This is a genomic window from Rhodococcus sp. M8 (assembly GCF_015654185.1).
GTDB lineage: Bacteria > Actinomycetota > Actinomycetes > Mycobacteriales > Mycobacteriaceae > Rhodococcus > Rhodococcus aetherivorans.
Genome location: NZ_CP064065.1, coordinates 2,622,031 through 2,641,837 on the forward strand (window position 1 = coordinate 2,622,031; position 19,807 = coordinate 2,641,837).

A 19,807-nucleotide genomic window follows, 5' to 3' on the forward strand; every position below is an offset into this window, starting at 1 on the left:
GAACCCGGTCCCCATGGCACCTCTCCCCGACGCCACGACGGCACGGCACTACCGCATCCACGAGACTCCCGACGGTCACCGTTGGGTGATCTGCACCCACGACCCGTCGCTGGGCATCGATTTCGGCCCGGGACCGGAGGCCGAGTCCTGGGCGCGGGAAGCCTGGGCCGACCTGGAATCCCCGCCGCCGCAGAACCAGTACAACTGGCGGCCGGCGCCGCCGGGCCTCGCGGGCTCGCGGTTCGGCCCCGACAGGCGGATCCCCGGACCGAGAAGGTGACGACCGGCGAGCGCCTACCGTGGGGGGTGTGGACGCACGCGCTCTCGTCACCGCCGCCCGCGTCGCACGGCTCGCCACCGCCGGGCGCGACGGACGCCCGCACCTCGTCCCGATCGTGTTCGCGCTCGCCGGCGACGTCCTCTACACCTGCGTCGACGACAAACCGAAGACGACGCGCCGGCTGCGGCGCCTGCGCAACATCGAGGGCAACCCGCATGTCACCGTGCTCGTCGACCACTACGAGGAGGACTGGACGCACCTGTGGTGGGTCCGCCTCGACGGCACCGCCACCGTCCACGACCCGCGCTCCGCGGTCGGCACGGCCGGTCTCGATGCGCTCGCCGTAAAGTACGCGCAGTACCGCGCCGCCCGTCCGGCGGGGCCGGTGCTCCGGATCGCCGATCTGCGCTGGCGGTCCTGGTCCGCCTGACACGCACGGCCCGCGGCGCCGCACGGGCCGTGCGATCAGTTGATCGGACGACGCCACGGCCCGGTAATGGCAAGGACCAGCCCGGGCGACTGGATGTTGACGAACAGGGTCTTGCCGTCGGCACTGAACGCCGGTCCGCAGAACTCGCTGTCGTTGAGTTCGTTGCGGGCGATGGCGAACGGCTGTCCCTCGGCGGTGACGCCGATGAGGTGGCTGATGCCGTCGCCGTCCTCGGCGAGGATCACGCCGCCGTACGGCGAGACGGTGATGTTGTCGGGACCGTCGTAGTTGCCGGTGTCGACGGACGGGTCGGGGTTGACCCCGAACAGCGTCTTCAGCGTGACCGTCTGCGAGGCCGGATCGTAGAACCACACCTGGCCGTCGTGCTCGGCGACGCTGCCGTCGCCGGTGCGGGCGTAGCTGGCGACGAAGTAGGCGCCGCCGTCGCCCCACCACTGGCCCTCGAGCTTGCGGCTGCGGGTGACCTCGTCGGCGGCGAACTGTGCGCGCACCGGCGTGGTGGCGGCGTCGCGGTCGGGGACGTCGACCCACTCCACCGCGTAGCGCACGCCCGGCTCGGTGGCCTGCGACAGGTCGGGCACGTGCGTGCCGCCGTCGAGGCACTTCATCGCCTGCAGGCTGCCCGCCGTGTCGCCGCCCGGCGACACGGCGAGTTCACGCAGGGCGCCCGGCCCGCCGCGGAAACCCTGCGGCGGCGTCCACCGGAAGAACAGGCCGTTGGGCTCGTCGGCGTCCTCGGTGAGGTAGATCGCGCTCGATGCCGGGTCCACGGCGACGGCCTCGTGCGCGTACCGGCCGAGGAACTTCAGCGGCACCGGGCTCTTGCCGCGGTTGGCTGCCTGGCTCGCGGGGTCGACCTCGAAGACGTAACCGTGGTCGAGCGTGAATCCCTTGGAGCCGGCGCGTGCCTCGGTTTCCTCGCACGTCAGCCACGTGCCCCACGGGGTGATTCCGCCGGCGCAGTTGTTCACGGTGCCGGCCAGGCTGACGTACTGGCCCGTGCGCTGCCCGTTCGGCCCCACCGTGACGGTGGTGGTGCCGCCTCGGGCGCCGGGGTCGTAGGTCAGGCCGTCGACGACGGGCACGCCGAACGGCTCGTCCTTGCCGATCTCGTGGTTGGTCACGATCGTGGAACCGTTGCCGTGCGCGAACACGCCGTTGGCGTCGGGATCGCTGGGGACGGGCGTGCCGTCGTCGAGGGTCGTCTCCCCGGAGCGCGACACCACGGTGTACGAAAAGCCCACAGGCAGGGCGAGAATGCGGTTGGGATCCGGGACGAGCGGGCCGTAGCCGATCGCCGTGCCGGGCACGGCGGACGCAAGTCCGGGGCGGACGATCGCCTCGACGCTGCCGGCGAGGGCCACGCCGAGGCCGGCCAGCGCGGTGCGTCCGAGGAACCCGCGGCGATTCAGTGGTGCCGTCGTCACTGTTTCGATACCTCCATCGATCCGGTCGAGTCCTTCGGACCGTAGGTACCGGAAAGCCCGGTTCGGTGGCCGGCGCGTGACCCGGAACTGAACCGGACGCGAACGTCGCGGAGGCGGTCAGGCGACGTCGGAGTCGACGGGCAGGCCGGCGAGTCGCCACTCGAGCACACCGTCGGCGGCTCGCCGGGCGGGCACGCCGTGGGTGCGCAGCAGCCGGACGGCGTCGTGGGCGAGCACGCAGTACCGGCCGCGGCAGTAGGCGACGATCTCGCGGCCCGCCGGCAGGTCCGCGAGCCGCTCGGTCAGCTCGTCGAGTGGCACGTGCAGCGCGCCGGGCAGGTGCCCGGCGGCGTATTCGGCCTCGGGGCGCACGTCGAGCAGGACCACCTCGCCGGTCTCGAGGCGGTGCAGCAGTTCCTCGGTGCCGACGGCCGTGGTGTCGTCCGGGCCGACATACGCGCGACGGGCGAGCTCGGTGTGCGGGCGGTGCCGCTGGGCGACGCGGCGCAGGGTGTCCCACAGGACGGCCACGTCGTCCCCGGCGAGCGAGTAGAAGATCCGCTTGCCGTCGCGGCGGGACTGCACCAGCCCGGCCGCGCGCAGCGTCTGCAGGTGCGCCGAGCAGGTGCTCACCCCGAGGCCGGCGGCGGCGGCGAGCTCGTCCACGCTGCGCGGGCCCTGCGCGAGCAGGTCGAGCAGTTCCAGGCGCGCGGGGTTGCCGAGCACCTTGCCGACGGCGGCGAACTCCCCGAAGAGGGCATCCTTGGCGGCTCGGTCAGGCATGGGCGGGGTCCTCCTGTGCGACGCGGGCAGGTCGGGGGTGGGTCTCGTACATGCGCACCGCGACGATCAGCCCGGACAGGGCGGTCAGCGCGGCCACGACCCACACGGCGGCGTGGACGCCGAACGCGTCGGCGACGATACCGGCCAGCAGGGCGCCGGCGGCGAATCCGCCGTCGCGCCAGAGCCGGTACACGCCCACGGACCGTGCCCGCCAGGCGGGGTGGGCGACGTCGCCGATCGAGGCGAGCAGGGTCGGGTAGACCAGCGCGGTGCCGGCGCCGAGCGCCACCGCGGCGATCGCCCACGGCAGGAACGCATCCGAGACGGCGATCACGGCCAGGGCGAGGGCCTGCAGCCACATGCCGGCGACGATCATCCACTTGCGGCCCCACCGGTCCGACAGCGCGCCGGTGACCAGCTGGCCGACTCCCCACACGGCCGGGTACAGCGCGGCGAGGACGCCGATCCGGCCGACCGAGAGGCCGGCCGCGGCGAACAGGATCGGGAACAGGCCCCAGGCGAGGCCGTCGTTGAGGTTGTTGACCAGGCCGGCCTGGCTGGCGGACGACAGTGCCGGTTCCTTGAAGCTGGTCTGGACGAACACCTGCCGGTCGGTGAGCTTGTCGTGCAGGTGGTCGTGGCGTCCGTCGGCGCGGGCCACGTGGCCGACGGCTTCGAGGCGCGCGTGTTCGCGGGTCTCCTTCACTGCGAGGGTGGACAGTCCCAGGCCGAGCGCCGCGAAGGCGATGCCGAGCAGGAACGGCGCCGGCCGCAGACCGTAGGACTCGGCCAGGTAGCCGGTGGCCAGCGCGGTCGCGGCGACGGCGGCATACCCCGCGGCCTCGTTCAGTCCCATCGCGAGCCCCCGGCGGGCCGGGCCGACCAGGTCGATCTTCATCACCACCGTGGTGGACCAGGTCAGTCCCTGGCTGATGCCGAGCAGCACGTTGGCGAAGATCACCCAGCCCCACGACGGAGCCCAGATGAGCAGCAGCGGTACCGGGACTGCGACCAGCCAGCCGGCCACGAGCACCGGTTTGCGCCCGTACCGGTCGGAGAAGGTGCCCGCGAAGTAGTTGGTGATCGCCTTCGACAGGCCGAAGACGAGGATGAACGACAGGCCGGCGGTGTAGGCGCGGATGCCGAATTCCTCCTCGGCGAGCAGCGGCAGCACGGTGCGTTCCTGGCCGAGCATGCCGCCGACGAGGGCGTTGACCACCACCAGCAGCGTGAACTGGGCGGCGTTGCGGCGCAGGCCGAGTCCGATGCGTTCGCCGGACGGGGTGGTGGGGCGCGTGGGGCTGTTCATGAGCCGCCCTCCGGGGACGTGTGGGATCAGGGTCGCCGCGCGCCGGGCCTTCCCGGCGGGAGACGCGGCCGACTTCACTACGACATTCTATGGAATTATGGAATGAACTGCCACCGACGTCGGAGCGGGTGTGCCCTCGCGGCGATCAGTGCAGGTTCTCGGCGTGCCGGACCGCCGTCTCCAGATGTTTGTCGACGCTGCGCAGATCCAGGCGCGCGTCGGCGAGGAGGTCGAGGATCTCGAGGAGCGCGGCCTCGGCGGAGTCTCCGTGGGAATGGCGATCGATCCGCCCGAACTCTTCGCTCAGTTCCTTGATACGTCGATCGAACACGTGCAGATCGGCCCGCAACCGCGAGGCGTGCCGGGCCAGCTCGGGGGTGCTCATTGCGGGACCGTCCTTCGATTCGACGTGCGGGGTGTGAAGTCATCGTGGCCGACGGGGTGCTCCGGCGCCACGCCCGGCACCCGGCCGGTCCGCTCGGCGGATACGCCGCAACCGGCCTTCTCGTCCGGCCGCACAGGTGGAAGAATCACCGGAGAGCTCCCGCACCGGACTCGACGCCCGAAGCGAAGGGTCCGGGGATGTGCCGCGGGGAGGCGGTGACGCGATGGATCCTGTTCGGCTGAACAGCGGTGTGCACCGGTGGTCCACCGAGCATCTCGTGCGGCTCGTGGACCAGAGCACGACGCACGATGCCGCCGTGGGGTGCGGGCCTGTCGAGGCGGCCCGGATCGAATTGGCCCGCAGACGCGCCGGTGGAACGTTCGATTGGATGTGCCTGGTCGAGGATCCCGCCGACCCGGACCACCGCACGGAGAGCTTGATCCTGTCCCTGCCCACGGGAGTGACCGAGGAGCAGGTGCGGTCGGAGGCACTGGCGCGTGCGCGCGCACGGTACGGTCCGCGGGTGGTCGTGCGCCACGTCCGCGCGTACGACTGACGAGGTGCCAGCGGACGATCACGGTCCGGCGTCTCCGCTGAATCCCACCTCGGTCAGCGACGTCCGGAAGCGGTCGGGCCCGACCGACGCCAGCTCCGTGATCCAGACGAGGACCTCCGACATCGGTGCCGCCGTCGCCGCCACCGGTATGCGTGTCACGCCGGAGACGAGGACAGCGCCGCCGATCGTCTGCGCCGCGGGGTGCGGGCCGCCACCGCGGGGCGCGGTTCGGATCTCGACACGCGAACCGGCACTGAGGCTGTCGATCCGGACCTCGCTGAGCCGGACCGGCCGCGGGAAGGCGATCGTCAGGCCCACGCCGCTCCGGCCGGCCGGGACCGGCCGGGGATACAGGTCGGTGCTCCAGGCCGTGTTCGGGTTGGCGTCCGCCGCAAGGTCCGCCGTCACCGCATTGTCGGTAGTCCCGTCCCGCGACTGGGCGCGCACGGACAGCGGAACGAGGGGGGCGCCGGGCGGCGCCGCCCCGGCACCGATCGTCGGCGCCACGACGGCGACTGCGGGCAGCGTCGGTGCCGTCACCACGGAATCGCCACCCGGGCCACTCAGGGCGGTGCCGGCGACCCAGCCGACCGCGGCGAGGCACGCCACCAGAACCATTGCAGCCGAGGCAGGCACGACCGCGATGCGCCGGGGAGGGGTCGCGGGCGGCCGATGCGCCGGGAACCGTTCCGGTGCCGGCGAAGGGGTTTGGCGGCGTACGGCTTCGGCCGTGCGTTCCGCGCCCCGGAACCGCACGTCGCCACGCGGGAGCATCCGATCCAGCCGGTCGACGAAATCGGTTGCGGTACAAACATGTCCGCCCAAAGCCTCGTCGGCGAGCTGCCGCATCGGCTCTGCGCCGGGGCGCGCCTCGCCGGCGCCGAGCAGACAGCGCAGCACCGCGCCGAGCCCGGCGACGTCGGTCGTCTCGTCCGCACCGGACAGAATCGCGGGGAAGGCGAGGACGGCGGTACCGCACTCGCCGACCCGGACGCGGACCGGATCGTCCAGGCACAGGACCGTGGACTGCCGGTGCGCGGCGCGCACCGTCTCGGCCAGGCGAAGCGTCATCCGTGCGGCCGCGGCCGGGTCCGGACGGTCGGCGGCGACGTCGCGCAGCGACCGGCCCCGCGTCCACTCTGCCACCACCACGCAGTGGTCGGTGTCGCCGACGACGTCGAAGACCCGGGCCGCGGCCCCTGCCCGCTCGAAGGCCGCCGAGGCGGTCCGCACGCACAGCCCCGGGAAGAAGCCGGCATCCGGGGCGGGGCGAGGCACGAGGGTCAGCGCGACGGTCCGGTTCATGGCCGTGTCGCGCCCCCGCCAGCACTGCAGGCCGCCCACGGTGCCGTGCCGCTCCACCAGCCGGTAGCGGCCGCCGCCGACGTGCGCTCCGGCCTCCGGAAGCACCCGTCGATACGTCCCGTCCGGAGCCGAGCCGTCGTTCCCGGTCATCGACGTCGCCTCCCCCTGAGCCGGATCCTCGCGCCTCATTGTCCGCCGGAGCGCAGGCGGCCGGGCCCGGATCCGCACTCCGAAAATCCCCGCCTGCGTGATTGACGCGGGCCATTTCGGGTTACCCCCGGGTAGCGGACAACCCCGCACAGACAGTCCCTACCACCGAGGAGCAGGACGTCATGGACGAAGAGGGCACGTCTGCGGAAGCCCGCGAGGGCTTGCTGGATTCCATCAAGGGCAAGGCGAAGGAAGTCGCGGGCGCGGTGACCGGCAACGACTCGCTCACCGCCGAGGGCCAGCTCCAGCAGGCCGAGGCCCACGCACGCAAGGAGGCGAACACCGCCGAAGCCGTCGCGCGGGCGGAGACCGAGGAGGCTGCGGACGAACTCGGGTCGATCCACGAGCGGGGCGCGCAGGAACGAGCGACGGTCCGGCAGGAGGCCGCGGCCGCGGAGCAGGACGTGCGCCGCCGGCAGCAGAGCGAGCATCTGGCCGCCGAGCAGCAGGCGCAGCACCGGGCCGCGGCCGGGCGGCTCGAAGCCGAACGCGACGCCCGCGTCGAGACGGCGCGCGCGCAGTCCGCCGAGCGCGCCCGGGTGGCCGAGGCCACCGCCGACGCGATCGATGCCACCGAGGAACACCGGGAGGCGATGGCCGAGGCCGCCGAGGCGCGCGCCGAGGCCGCGCGGGCCCGGCAGAAGGCCGAGAGCCTCGGCGACGACGCCGAAACGCCCTGACCTCTCATACCCGACGAAGCGGAGACGACATGAACATCACCACCGTGCCCCTGGCCGTGTTGCGCCTTCAGTACCAGATCTTCCGATTCCCGCTGCAGATGATCGAGCAGCAGGTGTTCTCGCGGTTCCCGCCCGACGCACCCCCACGACTGATGTACGAGCGGGGCCTCGGTCTGCTCGACGGGACCGTGGGAACTGTCCTCGGCGCCCGCGACGTGCAGCAGCGCGGCGCCGCGATGACCGAGCGCACCGACGCGTTCGCCCGGGCGAGCGCCCTCGAGGAGGAGGCCGCCCGCAAGGAGCAGGAGGCCGACGCCGCGCTGCGCGCCGAGCGCGAGCAGGCGCGGGCGCAGCAGTCGGAGGCCCACGAGGCGAGGCAGCGTGAGGTGGCGCAGGCCCGGGCCCGTGAGGAGGAGCGCAAGCGCACCGCCGCACAGGAGGCCGAGCAACGCGCCGAGGCGGCGAAACGGCAGGCCGACGCCGAGGCGGCACAGCGCACGCAGGCGGTCGAATCGGCCCGGCGGAAGGAACAGGAGCAGATCAGGGCCGCCGAGCAGGCCGCCGCCGCCCCGGCCGAGGCGCAGCTGAAGGACGCCGCCGACAAACAGGGCGAGGCAGCCGACAAGCGTGCCCGCGCCGAGCGGTTGGAGGATCTGTCCGAGGCTGAGAAGGTCGGGCGTCGTGCCGAGCGCAACGGCGAGGCCGCCGGCGGACCGGCCTGACGAGGCGACCGGTCGGGCGCCGCGGTCCTCACCGCACCGGCCGCACCGGGATCGCCCGGATGCGGTCGAGCAGGGCCGCGAATTCGTCGTCGTCGGCCGGGTCCTCGGGCGGGTCGATCGACAACCCGTCGCACGTGCCGCCGTACCAGGATTCGAGGACGGCCGGCAGCTGGGCGTAGGTGCCGTGCGGGACGAGGGTGCGCAGGACGTCGTCGCTCACCGTCTCCGTCAACTCGTTCCAACGCTGTTCCCGCGCCAGCCTGGTCAGCCGCTCACCGAATTCGGTGAGACCGAGCGCCGCCAGCGTTCCGCGGTAGGCGGGTGTCGAGTACAGGAACGCGAATTCGGAGCGGGCCGCCTCACGCGCGGCCGCGACGACGCGGTCGTCGCGGCCGGTGATCGCCTTGGGAACCACCACGACGCGGGGGCCGCCGTCGCGCCGGCCGCGGCGTTCGGCGCCCTCGCGCAGTGCGGGCAGGATGTGTTCGCGCAGGAATGTGGGGTGCGAATTCGTCGGGTGCGTGACGAATCCGTCGGAGCACTCACCGGCGAGCACACACATCCGCCGGTTGACGCCACCGGTCCACAGTTGCGGCGCCGGGACGTGGACGGGGCCGGGTCGGAAGTACGGCTGCAATCGGTCGAATGTGTAGTGCGTGCCGCTGTGCGACAGAGGCTCTCCGGTGGCGAACGACCCGAAGATCGCCCGCAGGGAGTCGAGGTAGTCGTGCAACTGGGCGGCGGGATTGCTCCACGGCATCGAGAACCGGCCGACGATGTTGCCGCGGACCTGCGTCGCGAGACCGAGCTGGAAGCGGCCCCCGGAGAAGCGGGCGAGCTCCCACGCGGAATACGCGGTCACCATCGGGCTCCGGGCGAAGGCCACGACCATGCTGGTGCGCACCGTCAGCCGCGAGGTGTGTTCCAGCGCCAGCGCGCACACGGCGAACGGGTCCCGCACCGTTTCCGACACGTGCACGGTGTCGTACCCGAGCGCCTCGATCCGGCGTACCCGCTCGGCCACCCGGCCCAGTTGCGTGTCCGCCGGCAACGACGCCACCCTCTCCATGGCGAGACCTCTCGTCGCGTTCAGAAGACGACGATTCCGCGCGGGTTCCTGCCCTCGTGCATGCCGATGAAGCCCTGGGCGGTGGCGCCGAGCCGGTCGTACGGGGAGAACACCGAGCGTTCCTCGGGCCGCATCCACTCCTCGAGGTGGTCACGCGAGTACTGCTGCCGGCGTTCGAGCAGCGCGTGCACGTCGGAGGCGGCGACGGTGGTTGCGGTCATGACGCGGATGCTAGGAGCGCACCTGCGACGCCCTCGCCGGAGTCCCGCTCAGCGAGACTCGAACGCGCGGCCTCTCCCCCGGCTCACCCGGTCACGACGTAGCCGCCCTCCTCCCCCGATGTCGTGCCCGTCGCGCGACGGTCGCGGCGGGACCACAGCACGCCGCCGCCGGGGGTCGGGCCCTGTTGCACCAGTTCGCGTTTGAGGATCTTGTTCGTAGCGGTACCGGGCAGGTCGTCAGCGATGCGCACGTAGCGGGGCCACGCCTTCGGCGACAGGTCCGGCTGGGCGGCGAGGAACTCCTCGAACATCTCGGGGGTCAGTTCGGCGTCGTCCTGCAGAACCATCGCGGCCATCACCTGGTCGCCGACGTGATCGTCCGGCACCGCGTAGACGGCGACGCGGTTCAGGGCGGGCAGGCGCTGCAGGATCCGTTCGATGGGAGCGGTGGCGAGGTTCTCGCCGTCGACGCGCATCCAGTCCGCGGTGCGGCCGGCCAGGTAGATCCACCCGTCGGCGTCCTTGTACGCGAGGTCGCCGGACCAGAACATGCCGTGGCGGAGTCGCTCGTCGGTGGCCTCCTGGTCGTTGTAGTACCCGGAGAAGAACCCGGCGCCGTGGGTGTTGACCAGTTCGCCGATCGCCTCGTCCGCGTTGATCAGGGCACCGGCGGCGTCGAACTCCGCGGCGGGGCACTCGGTGACGGTGGCGGAGTTGTAGACGGCGACGCCGTCGAGGCCCTTGCCGATCGATCCGCGCGGGGTGCCGGGCTCGCGGGTGACGATGACGGCGTTCTCGGTGGAGCCGAAGCCGTCCCATACCGTGCAGTCGAACCGGCGTGCGAACTCCTCGATGTCGCGATCGGTGGCCTCGTTGCCGAATGCCACGCGCAGCGGGTTGTCCCGGTCGTGGGGCCGCTCGGGGGTCGCGAGCACGTAGGCGAGGGGCTTGCCGACGTAGTTCATGTAGGTCGCGCCGCAGCGTCGGATGTCGTCGAGGAACCGGGACGCCGAGAAGGCGGCCGGGACCATGGCGGCGCCGCTGCCGATGCCCACGCTCCAGCCGGCGAGGACGGCGTTGGAATGGAACAGCGGCATCGACAAGTAGCAGACGTCGGTGTCGGCGATACCGAACCGACCGATGAGGTTCTGACCCGCGAACAGCACCATCAGGTGGGCGACGCGGACCGGTTTGGGATCGCCGCTCGTGCCCGACGTGAAGATCATCATGAAGGTGTCCATGGCCTCGGCCTCGCGGTGCGGGTGCAGGACACCGGCGCCGGCGAGCAGGTCGGCCCACTCCCGCGACGACGTGTCGAGGATCCGCACCCCCGGCAGGTCGAGCCCGGCCAGCAGAGGCCGGTGTTCCGGGTCGGTGACGACGATCTGGCAGTCGGCGCGCCGGATGTCGCGGGCCAGGCCGTCGCCGCGGCGGGTGGTGTTGATGCCGCACAGGACGTAGCCGCCGAGTCCGGCCGCCGCCATGGCCTCGAGCATGTCGGGAGTGTTGCCGAGCAGGGTGCCCACGTGCATCGGGCGGTCCGGGTCCGCCACGCCCAGCAGGGCCGCGGCCTGGGCGGATGCGCGGCCGAGGTGCTCGCGCCACGTCCATGTCCTGTCGCCGTACACGACTGCGGTGGTGTCCTGGTCGCATCGCTCACGGAGGGCTTGCTGGACGGTCTCTGCCATCGGTCTACCTCGTCGTCGTGGGGGCGGCGTCGTCGTGCCGGGGACTCCCGGCGGTGCCGTCGTGCCGGGGACTCCCGGCGGCGCCGTCGTGCCGGGGACTCCCGGCGGGCGGGCTCCCGGCACCGAGGTGCCGGGACAGGAACGAGATCTGATGGGCGACCGCGGCATCGAACCAGTCGCGCCCCGGCCAGACGTCGAAGTGGTCACACGGGTAGTGGCGGACCTCGGCCCGTCCCCGGGCGGCGGCGACCGCGGCGGCGTGCGGGGGTGCACTGCGGTCGAAGTCGGCGATCTGGACGAGCAGCGGGCACCGCAGTCTGGCGGCGTCCTTGCCCGGCCGGTAGGTACCGAGTTCGAGCGCGACGCCTGCGTCGATCTCGTTGCGCCACGTCGGGCCGGCGAGTGCCGTGTAGTCCTCGAAATACCCGTCCAGGGTCAGTGCCGCGGTCTCGCCGGGGCGGCCCACGATCGGAATCGTCACGGGGGGAAGGCCTCTCAGGGCCGCGACTCGGCTGCGGGTTCCGATCGCGGTGGACCGCAGCATCGACGGCATCGAATGATGCCGCGCCGCCAGCAGACCCGCGGCGGGGCCGTCGACCAGCGGTGTGAGGGCGACGACGGCCGCGACGTCCCGGCGGTGTGCCCCCACCGAGAGCACATGTCCACCCGCCAGCGACACACCCCACAGGATCAGGCGATTCGGGTCGGCCCCGTCGAGGCGGGCGGCGGCGCACAGGGCGGCCCGGTAGTCGTCCGCCTGGCCGCGCAGGTCGACCCGTTGACGCGGCGCACCACCGGACGCGCCGAATCCCCGGTAATCGAAGGCGAGGACGTCGAGACCGGCCGCGGCGAGCCGCTCCGCGAACGCCTGGAGACCGGAATCCTTGGTGCCGCCGAGCCCGTGCGCCATCACGACGACCGGGCGGCCGCCGTCACCGGCGAACGCCTCGCCCTGCCCGGGGAAGTGCCAGGCGTCGCAGAGCGCGTCACCGGATCGGAAGGTCTTGTGTCGGTGTGTCATTCGGACACCTTCTCGGGGAGGTCGGTCGGGTGGACGCGACTACCGGTGCGCAAGCGCCCGTTTCCTGCCGGCGGGTAGTTCGTGTACCCGCAGGTCGTGTTCGTAGAGGAAGTAGTCGACCTGCTGGGTGTGCCGGGGCCGGTCGAGCATGTGCCCGGTGTACTTGCGCTGATCTGCTTCGATCACCCGCTCCATCTCGTCCACCGACGGCAGCCGGTACCGGCCGATCACGTGGGCTGCGACGAGCCGGGCCTGGCATTCGACGAACGGGAACAGGGTAGGCGTGGCCTGTGCGAACCCGACGAAGGCGAGGTTGTCGAGGCCGGGCTTGAAGATCCGCTTGTAGAGCGGGATGTGGTTACCGGGCGCGCTGACGAAATCCTCGTCGAAGAACGGGAAGGTGATGTTGTAGCCGGTGGCGTAGACGACGACGTCGAAGTCCGACGAGGTGCCGTCCTCGAAGTGCACGGTCGCGCCGTCGAGTAGGCGGATGTTCGGCTTGGCGACGACGTCGCCGGAACCGAGGCGCAGCGGCAGTTCCACCGATTGGGTGGGGTGGGCCTCGAAGAACTTGTGGTTGGGCGTGGGCAGGCCGTACCGCTCGGGACGCCCGGCGATGACGGGCTGCCCGAGCTGGGCGAGCTTGCGCTGCCAGGAGAGCGGAAGGTGGGGGCTGGTCCGGTAGTACTTGTCGGCCGGACGGCCCGCGATGTACTTCGGCACGATCCAGGCGCTCGAGCGGGTGGACAGGGTGACCTCGTTGCCGAGCGCCTTCGACGACAGTTCCACCGCGATGTCGGCGGCACTGTTGCCGATCCCGACGACGAGAATGCGCTTGTCCGAGAAGTCGATCGGCGTGCGCGGATCGACGTACCGGTGCGAGTGGAGGGACATGCCCGTGAACTCGCCCGGAAAGTCCGGGATCCGTGGATCCCAGTGGTGACCGTTCGCCACGACGAGGAAGTCGAAGTACCGGGTACGCCCGTCCTCGGTGTCGAGTTCCCACCGGCCGTCCGCGTTCCGGCGGGCATGCACGACACCGTTGCGGAACTCGATCCGCGACTCGAGGTCGAACGCCGCGGCGTATCCGTCGAGGTACTGCTTGATCTGGGTGTGATGCGGGAAGTCGGGGAAGGACTCCGGCATCGGGAAGTCCTTGAACGAGAGCTGATGCTTGGACGTGTCGATGTGCAGCGAGCGGTAGGCGCTGCTGTGCCCGTTGGGATTGCCGAACGCCCAGTTGCCGCCGATCCGGTCCGACGACTCGAAGCACGTGTAGGGCACTCCGTAGTCCCCGAGCATCTTGCCCGCGGTCAGACCGCTGATTCCCGCGCCGATGACGGCGGTGGTCGGTGCCGGCATGTCGCAGCTCCTCGTGTGCAGGTTCCGGCCATCCGGTGGGCCGGTCCGATCTCCGGCGCGAGCGCGTCCGGTGACGACGACCACAATGTAGAACATGTTCATGGCGGGTGTACACACATTCCGGAAAGTGTCTACTGCGCGTAGGGTCGGCTCGCGGGCCGCGCGGTCCGCCGGCCGAGAGGAACAGCGCGTGCCCATCGAGACGAAACCCGGAAGCGTCCGCGAGCGACTGCTCGCCGCGACGGAGGACTCGCTGCGCGCCAAGGGAATCCGGGCGACCACGATGGCCGAGGTGGCCGAGGCGGCCGGCGTGTCCCGGGCCTGGCTGTACCGGCACTTCCCGGACAAGGCGAGCCTGGTCGGCAGCGTGATCGTCCGGCTCGACGAGGCGTACTGGGCCGACGCCCGAGCGGCGCTCGCCGGGTACGGCTCCTTCGACGAACAGCTCGCGGCCGGCGTCCGGATCGGCCGGGCCACCTACGACGACCCGGGCGCGCTGCCGCTCCGGCTGCGCGCCACCGAGCCGGAGGAGTTCGAGGCGTGCGCCGGCGCGGGGGTGCGCGAACTGGTTCCCGATCTCGCGGCGTTCTGGCTCGAGTTCGTCGTCGCGGCGATCGAACGCGGGGAGGTCCGTGACGACGCCGATCCCGTCGAGGCCGCCGAGTGGGTGGCGCGCTCGCTCATCAGCCTCGCCACCGTGCCGGGCAACACCCTCGACCCCGACGACGCCGCCGCCGTGCTGCGCTACGTGCGGCGGTACGTACTCGCCGGCCTGTCGCCCGCCGCGCCGCGCTGATCGGCGACCGTCAGGATCCGGCCCCGGGCGGCGGTCCGTCGAAGCCGTTCGCCCAGTACCGGCCGCGCAGGGACAGTTCCAGCAGCATTTCCGTGACGTCCTCGAGGGGAAGCACGGGCGGGTCCGACTCGATCCACCAGCGCAGCACGGAGATCTGCTCGCCGACCCAGGCCCGGGCGAGAACGTCGACGTCGATGCGCGGGGTCACCCCGTGGGCGTCCGCGCGCTTGCGGAAGATCCGGGCGACGACCTCGCTGCGGTCGTCCATGAACTCCCGCAGCGCACGGCCGTCGCCCTCCCCGCGCAGGATCACCCGGTACACGTCGCGTTCCTCGGCGGCGTGGCGGAACATCTCCAGGACCGGCTTGCCGGTGAACCCGGCCGACGAGTCCGTGACGAGCGGGCGCAGGCGTTCGTTCAACTCCGCGATCAGATCCGCGACGATCCGCCCGAACAGGTCGTCCTTGTCGGTGTAGTGCCCGTAGAAGGTGGCGCGGCTGAGGTCGGCCCGTTCGGCGATGTCCTCGACGGTGACGGCGCCGTAGCCGCGCTCGAGCACGAGCGTCACGAGCGCATCGCGCAGCAGTCGCTTGGTGCGACGCACCCGGCGGTCTTCCGTTGCCATTGCCGGCTCCCTTCCCGGTACCAGGACGCCCATGCTAGCGCAAGTCTTGACACGGACACCAGTTCAATACATCGTGTCCAATAACAGTCACTCTGTCCGCGAAGGAGCGGAAATGAACCTCGGCATCTATCTGAGCCGCAGCAGTACGTACTGGCCCGACCACGAAGCCGTGGTGTGCGGCGACGAGCGCTGGACGTACCGCCGCCTGGAGGACTCCACCAACCGGCTCGCCTCGGCACTGCTCGGGCGCGGACTCGAACCGGCGCAGGCGGTCGCCACCTTCGCCGGTAACCGCCCGCAGCTGGTGGAGACCGAGATGGCCCTGTGCAAGGCCGGACTGCTCCGCGTGCCGATCAACGCGCGACTCGGCGCCGCCGAGGTCGCCCACGTCCTACGGGACGCGGCCGTGCGCATGCTGTTCGTCGACGCCGAGCACGCCGAGGCCGCGCTGAAGATCGTCGCCGACACGGGGGCGGACTGCACGGTCGTCGACTACGACGACAGCTGCGACGGCGCGGTGCGCTACAGCGACCTGCTGGCCGAGGGCGACGATCGCCCGGTGGCGATCGAGGTCGACCCCGAGGTTCCCGCGGTCCTGAACTTCACCTCCGGCTCGACCGGAAAACTCAAGGCCGCGGTGCAGACTCACGGCAACCGCCTGGCCAATATGCGCAAGCGCCTGATGACTCCGGACAGCTCGCTCGGTGTCGGCGAGCGCTACCTCGCACCCGGCCCGATCACCCACGCCTCGGGCATGGGCCTGCTCGCCTCCCTCTCCCGCGGATCGACCGTCGTGATCCTGCCGCACTGGGACACCGGGCTGTTCCTGCGCACCCTCGAGTCCGAGCGCATCACCTCGACGTTCATGGTGCCCACCATGCTCAACCTGGTGCTCGACCACCCGGAGGCCACCACCACCGACTACTCGAGCCTCAGATGCGTGCGGATCGGTGGCGCGCCCGTCTCCCCGCAACGCCTGCGTGACGCCGTCGACCTGTTCGGACCGGTCGTCGCCCAGGGTTACGGACAGGCTGAAACCACCAGTGGGGTAACAATTCTCACTCCGGATGACGTGGAGCGAGGAATCGACTCCGACCCCGAGCTCCTGCTGTCGTGCGGACGCGCGGTGTTCGACACCGAAGTCCGGGTGGTCGACGACGAAGGCCGGCCCGTGCCGGCAGGCGAACTCGGCGAGATCGTCGTGCGCGGGCCGGACTGCGTGCGCGAGTACTGGCACGAACCGGAATTGTCGGCGGAGACCTTCCGCGACGGGTGGGTCCACACGGGCGACATCGGGCGCCTGCGGGAGGACGGGTATCTGTTCATCGTCGACCGCAAGAAGGACATGATCATCTCCGGCGGGTTCAACATCTACTGCAGCGAGGTCGAGGCTGCCCTGTACGAGCACCCCGACGTGTCCGAGGTCTGCGTCGTCGGCGTCCCCGACGAGCGGTGGGGCGAGGCCGTGAAGGCCGTCGTCGTGCCGCGCCCCGGCACCGGGCCGACGGAAGCCGCACTGATCGACCACTGCGCCCAGCGGCTCGCCGGGATGAAGAAGCCGCGCTCGGTGGACTTCGTCGAGTCCCTTCCGATCAACCGCAACGGCAAGGTCGACCGCCGCGCCGTGCGCGACTCCTACTGGTCCGGCGCCGAGCGCCGCGTTCACTGACAAGGACCCCCATGTCGTTCACCCTCACCCCGTCCTACGACGACCACCCGCGGCTCGCGGCACTGGTTCCGCGCCTGCGGGACTACCTCGACGGCGAACTCGCCGAGTACGAACAACGACTCGGCCTGGGACCGGAAACCCGCTATACCCGAGAGCAACTCGAACCGGTGTGGCGGCGCAGCCGTGAACTCGGGTTCTACGGAATCCATCTGCCGCCGGCCCTCGGCGGTCAGGGCCTGTCCTACACCGAACTCGCCGTCCTCAAGGAGGAGGTGGGGGCCAGCGGCCGGATCCTCGCCCACTCGGTCCTCGGTGACATGGGCGGGCCGCTCCGCGTCGGGTCGATCTTCGGCGTGGCCACGGACCACCAGCTCGAGAAGTACCTGATGCCGGTGCTGCGCGGCGAGCGGGCGTGCTGCTTCTCGCTCACCGAGGAGGACGCGGGATCCGACGTACGACGGATGCGAACCATCGCCACCCCCGACGGGGACGGCTGGCGGCTGACCGGCCGCAAGGTGTTCTCCTCCGCCGGCCCGTTCGCCGACTTCTCCGTGCTCGTCGCGCGAATGGCCCCCGCCTGTGACACCGACCCGGAGGTCTATTCGGCCTTCCTCGTCGATCTCGACTCCCCCGGCTGCACCGTCGTCGACGGTGACCTGCCGATGTCGGGCCAGCACGTGGAGAGCGACATCATCCTCGACGACTGCTACGTCGGGCCCGAGCAACTGCTCGGCTCCGTCGGCGACGGTCTGCGAATCGGGCTGGGGCGCGTGACCGTCAACCGGCTGCTGCACTGCCCGACGGTGCTGGGCAGCGCGCGACGCGCGCTGCACCTGACCGTCGACTTCGCGAAGACGCGGCACGTGCAGGGCGCACCCCTGGCGGCGTTGCAGTCGATCCAGCACAAGATCGCCGACATGGCCACCGACTACTACGCGGCCCGGAGCATGACCTACGACGCCCTCGCCGCGCTCGACGCCGGCACACCGCCGCGCGTCGAGGCGTTCATGTGCAAGCTGTTCGTCGCCGAGCACGCCTTCCGCATCGCCGACGAGGCCGTGCAGATCCACGGCAAGGCGGGCATGGTCCGCGGCGCCGAGGTCGAATGGCTGTTCCGGCGGCTGCGCATGTTCCGCGTCCTCACCGGGTCGTCCGAGATCCAGAAGAACGGGATCGCCAAGCAGTTGCTCGCTCAGCCGGCGCGCGGAAAGGAAGCGGCATGACCAGCCCACTGTCGAGGCCGAAGGCGGCCACCCCCGCCACCGCGGCGGCCAACCGGGCCGTGCTGAGCACACTGGACTTCGCCGACCGGCGTTCCTTCGACGACGCCCGCCGCGGATTCGTCGCCACGATCGACCCGCCAGTGATCCGCGCCGAGAACGGCCGGGTGGTGTGGGATCTGACCCGGTACGACTTCCTCGGCGGCGACTGCCCCGACACCGTCAACCCCAGCCTGTGGCGGCAGGCGCAACTCACCGTGCGGCACGGCCTGTTCCGGGTCACCGATCGCATCTACCAGATCCGGGGTTTCGACATCGCGAACATGACGATCGTCGAGGGAGACACCGGATACCTGGTGATCGATCCGCTGCTCACCCCGGAGACCGCCGCCGCCGGCATGCGACTCGTACGAGAACACCTCGGGGACAACCCGATCCGCGCGATCGTCTACACCCACAGCCACACCGACCATTTCGGTGGGGTCAAGGGCGTCGTGTCCGGCGACGAGGTGGCGCGCGGTGCGGTGCGGATCGTCGCGCCGTCGGGCTTCATGGAACACACCGTCAGCGAGAACGTCCACGCCGGCAACGCGATGAAGCGGCGCGCACAGTACATGTACGGCTCGCTCCTGCCGGCAGACGACCGGGGTGTCGTCTCGGTCGGGCTCGGAGCCGCACTCGCCAACGGTGCACCGACGCTGCTCGCTCCCACCGACCTGGTCGCCGAGACCGGTACCGAGATGGTGCTCGACGGGGTGCGGATCGTCTTCCAGTACACCCCGGACAGCGAGGCTCCGGCGGAGATGAACTTCTTCCTTCCCGACCTGCGGGCGTTGTGCATGGCAGAGAACGTCTCGCACAACATGCACAACCTCTACACCCTGCGCGGCGCTCAGGTGCGCGACGCCGCAGCGTGGAGCAACTACATCCGGGACGCCCTCGATCTCTTCGGCGACCGGGCCGATGTGCTGTTCATCAGCCATCACTGGCCGGTATGGGGGCGCGAGGCGATCCGCGAATTCATGGAGAAGCAGCGCGACCTGTACCGCTTCATCCACGACGAGACGCTGCGGTGGGCGGCGCGCGGGCTGAACGCGGCCGAGATCGCGGAGAGACTCGAGCTTCCGCCCGCCCTGGCGACCTACTGGTCCAACCGCGGCTACTACGGAACCCTCGAACACAACGTCAAGGCGGTCTACCAGAAGTATCTGGGCTGGTTCGACGCCAACCCGGCGAACCTGCACCCCCACCCGCCCGCCGCGGCGGCGGCGCGGTACGTGGAGTTCATGGGCGGTGCGGACGAGGTCCTCCGCAAGGCACGGGCGTCGTTCGACGCCGGCGACTACCGGTGGGTCGCCGAGGTGGTCGGCCGGGTCGTCTTCACCGACCCGGGGAACGAGGACGCGCGGGCCCTGCAGGCCGACGCCTTCGAGCAGCTCGGATATCAGGCGGAGGCGGCCTCGTGGCGGAACTTCTACCTGACGGGTGCCCAGGAACTGCGCTCGGGCGTCGCCTACGCCGGGGGCGGTGGGGCGCGGGGCGACATGCTCACGGCGATGACCACCGAGATGCTGCTCGATCACCTGGCGGTCCGGCTCGACGGAGCCGCGGCCGCCGAATGCGACGCCCATGTGGCGCTCGATGTGGACGGCGACGGGCGGATCTTCGTCCTGGTCTGCCACGGTGTGCTCGTCCACAGCCGTCGTCCGCAGCGCGGCGACGTGGATGCCACCGTCGCACTGTCGCGGCCGGTGCTGGCGCGACTGGTGCTCGGGGCACTCACCGCGGCCGACGCCGAGGCCGCCGGGCACGTCACGATCTCGGGTGACGCTGCCGCGTGGCGGGTGCCGTTCGACCTGCGCGGCAGGTTCGACCCGGCATTTCCGATCGTCACCCCGCGAGCTACAGCGCAGTCGAATTATGTTGTCCTCTAACATATTTCACTGACACAGCCCTTGCGTTATGGCGTCCGTCACAGTAGGCTGAGTGCAACACGGGACGGTGTACGACTTCGACTTCTCGTGACGA

At 71.1% G+C, this 19,807-nt stretch carries 20 protein-coding genes; 9 read left to right on the forward strand and 11 right to left on the reverse strand.

The genetic code is table 11. The features are described from left to right. Positions 1 to 13 precede the first annotated feature (13 nt). Positions 14 to 280 carry a hypothetical protein gene (locus ISO16_RS11650; protein WP_072636083.1) on the forward strand — a complete coding sequence of 89 codons (267 nt, stop codon included), beginning with the start codon at positions 14 to 16 and terminating at the stop codon, positions 278 to 280. A gap of 28 nt (positions 281 to 308) precedes the next feature. Then, entirely contained in the window at positions 309 to 710 is a 402-nt protein-coding gene (locus ISO16_RS11655; RefSeq protein WP_072636084.1) for a TIGR03668 family PPOX class F420-dependent oxidoreductase, read from the forward strand. A gap of 35 nt (positions 711 to 745) precedes the next feature. Here the strand turns inward: ISO16_RS11655 and ISO16_RS11660 are convergent, their stop codons facing one another. The 4 genes from ISO16_RS11660 to ISO16_RS11675 form a co-directional block, all read right to left on the reverse strand. Then, positions 746 to 2,158, reverse strand: a complete 1,413-nt coding sequence (locus ISO16_RS11660; protein WP_050035836.1) for an alkaline phosphatase PhoX — start codon at positions 2,156 to 2,158, stop codon at positions 746 to 748. Positions 2,159 to 2,275: 117 nt separating this feature from the next. After that, complete coding sequence (locus ISO16_RS11665) at positions 2,276 to 2,941, reverse strand: ArsR/SmtB family transcription factor (protein WP_072636085.1); 666 nt, start codon at positions 2,939 to 2,941, stop codon at positions 2,276 to 2,278. Further along, complete coding sequence (locus ISO16_RS11670) at positions 2,934 to 4,250, reverse strand: MFS transporter (RefSeq protein WP_072636086.1); 1,317 nt, start codon at positions 4,248 to 4,250, stop codon at positions 2,934 to 2,936. The genes ISO16_RS11665 and ISO16_RS11670 overlap by 8 nt, the downstream gene beginning before the upstream one ends. Before the next feature lie 145 nt (positions 4,251 to 4,395). After that, complete coding sequence (locus tag ISO16_RS11675) at positions 4,396 to 4,635, reverse strand: hypothetical protein (protein ID WP_006939756.1); 240 nt, start codon at positions 4,633 to 4,635, stop codon at positions 4,396 to 4,398. A 223-nt stretch (positions 4,636 to 4,858) separates the two neighbouring features. On the opposite strand from ISO16_RS11675, the gene ISO16_RS11680 reads away from it, so the two are divergent. Beyond that, positions 4,859 to 5,191, forward strand: coding sequence for a hypothetical protein (locus tag ISO16_RS11680; protein ID WP_029545834.1), 333 nt, complete (start codon positions 4,859 to 4,861; stop codon positions 5,189 to 5,191). An 18-nt stretch (positions 5,192 to 5,209) separates the two neighbouring features. Here the strand turns inward: ISO16_RS11680 and ISO16_RS11685 are convergent, their stop codons facing one another. After that, a complete protein-coding gene (locus ISO16_RS11685; protein WP_072636087.1) occupies positions 5,210 to 6,646 on the reverse strand; it encodes a hypothetical protein in 1,437 nt (478 codons plus the stop codon). Positions 6,647 to 6,828: 182 nt separating this feature from the next. Here ISO16_RS11685 and ISO16_RS11690 point away from each other — a divergent pair, with 182 nt between their 5' ends. Beyond that, positions 6,829 to 7,386, forward strand: a complete 558-nt coding sequence (locus ISO16_RS11690; RefSeq protein WP_072636088.1) for a CsbD family protein — start codon at positions 6,829 to 6,831, stop codon at positions 7,384 to 7,386. 29 nt (positions 7,387 to 7,415) lie between these two features. Next, the gene (locus tag ISO16_RS11695; RefSeq protein ID WP_072636089.1) at positions 7,416 to 8,108 is read left to right on the forward strand and encodes an IF2 family translation initiation factor; all 693 of its coding nucleotides are present in this window, start codon (positions 7,416 to 7,418) and stop codon (positions 8,106 to 8,108) included. 28 nt (positions 8,109 to 8,136) lie between these two features. Here the strand turns inward: ISO16_RS11695 and ISO16_RS11700 are convergent, their stop codons facing one another. The 5 genes from ISO16_RS11700 to ISO16_RS11720 form a co-directional block, all read right to left on the reverse strand. After that, complete coding sequence (locus ISO16_RS11700; protein ID WP_072636090.1) at positions 8,137 to 9,177, reverse strand: TIGR03617 family F420-dependent LLM class oxidoreductase; 1,041 nt, start codon at positions 9,175 to 9,177, stop codon at positions 8,137 to 8,139. Positions 9,178 to 9,197: 20 nt separating this feature from the next. Next, positions 9,198 to 9,398: a hypothetical protein gene (locus tag ISO16_RS11705; protein WP_072636091.1), complete on the reverse strand. Its 201-nt coding sequence runs from the start codon at positions 9,396 to 9,398 to the stop codon at positions 9,198 to 9,200. A gap of 83 nt (positions 9,399 to 9,481) precedes the next feature. Further along, positions 9,482 to 11,086, reverse strand: coding sequence for a fatty-acid--CoA ligase FadD1 (gene fadD1, locus ISO16_RS11710; protein WP_072636092.1), 1,605 nt, complete (start codon positions 11,084 to 11,086; stop codon positions 9,482 to 9,484). A 4-nt stretch (positions 11,087 to 11,090) separates the two neighbouring features. After that, positions 11,091 to 12,107, reverse strand: a complete 1,017-nt coding sequence (locus ISO16_RS11715) for an alpha/beta hydrolase (protein ID WP_083662319.1) — start codon at positions 12,105 to 12,107, stop codon at positions 11,091 to 11,093. A 39-nt stretch (positions 12,108 to 12,146) separates the two neighbouring features. Further along, complete coding sequence (locus ISO16_RS11720; RefSeq protein WP_072636198.1) at positions 12,147 to 13,469, reverse strand: flavin-containing monooxygenase; 1,323 nt, start codon at positions 13,467 to 13,469, stop codon at positions 12,147 to 12,149. 190 nt (positions 13,470 to 13,659) lie between these two features. On the opposite strand from ISO16_RS11720, the gene ISO16_RS11725 reads away from it, so the two are divergent. After that, complete coding sequence (locus tag ISO16_RS11725) at positions 13,660 to 14,265, forward strand: TetR/AcrR family transcriptional regulator (protein ID WP_006935252.1); 606 nt, start codon at positions 13,660 to 13,662, stop codon at positions 14,263 to 14,265. 10 nt (positions 14,266 to 14,275) lie between these two features. On the opposite strand, the gene ISO16_RS11730 is transcribed toward ISO16_RS11725, so the two are convergent. Then, positions 14,276 to 14,890 (reverse strand): TetR/AcrR family transcriptional regulator, encoded by a 615-nt coding sequence (locus tag ISO16_RS11730; protein WP_029545845.1) that lies wholly within the window; start codon positions 14,888 to 14,890, stop codon positions 14,276 to 14,278. Between the two features lie 112 nt (positions 14,891 to 15,002). On the opposite strand from ISO16_RS11730, the gene ISO16_RS11735 reads away from it, so the two are divergent. The 3 genes from ISO16_RS11735 to ISO16_RS11745 are packed head-to-tail and all read left to right on the forward strand — an operon-like array spanning position 15,003 to position 19,713. Then, positions 15,003 to 16,559 carry an acyl-CoA synthetase gene (locus tag ISO16_RS11735; RefSeq protein WP_072636093.1) on the forward strand — a complete coding sequence of 519 codons (1,557 nt, stop codon included), beginning with the start codon at positions 15,003 to 15,005 and terminating at the stop codon, positions 16,557 to 16,559. An 11-nt stretch (positions 16,560 to 16,570) separates the two neighbouring features. Next, a complete protein-coding gene (locus ISO16_RS11740; RefSeq protein WP_072636094.1) occupies positions 16,571 to 17,782 on the forward strand; it encodes an acyl-CoA dehydrogenase family protein in 1,212 nt (403 codons plus the stop codon). Continuing rightward, the gene (locus tag ISO16_RS11745) at positions 17,779 to 19,713 is read left to right on the forward strand and encodes an alkyl/aryl-sulfatase (protein ID WP_072636095.1); all 1,935 of its coding nucleotides are present in this window, start codon (positions 17,779 to 17,781) and stop codon (positions 19,711 to 19,713) included. Before ISO16_RS11740 ends, ISO16_RS11745 begins: the two co-directional genes overlap by 4 nt. Positions 19,714 to 19,807 lie beyond the last annotated feature (94 nt).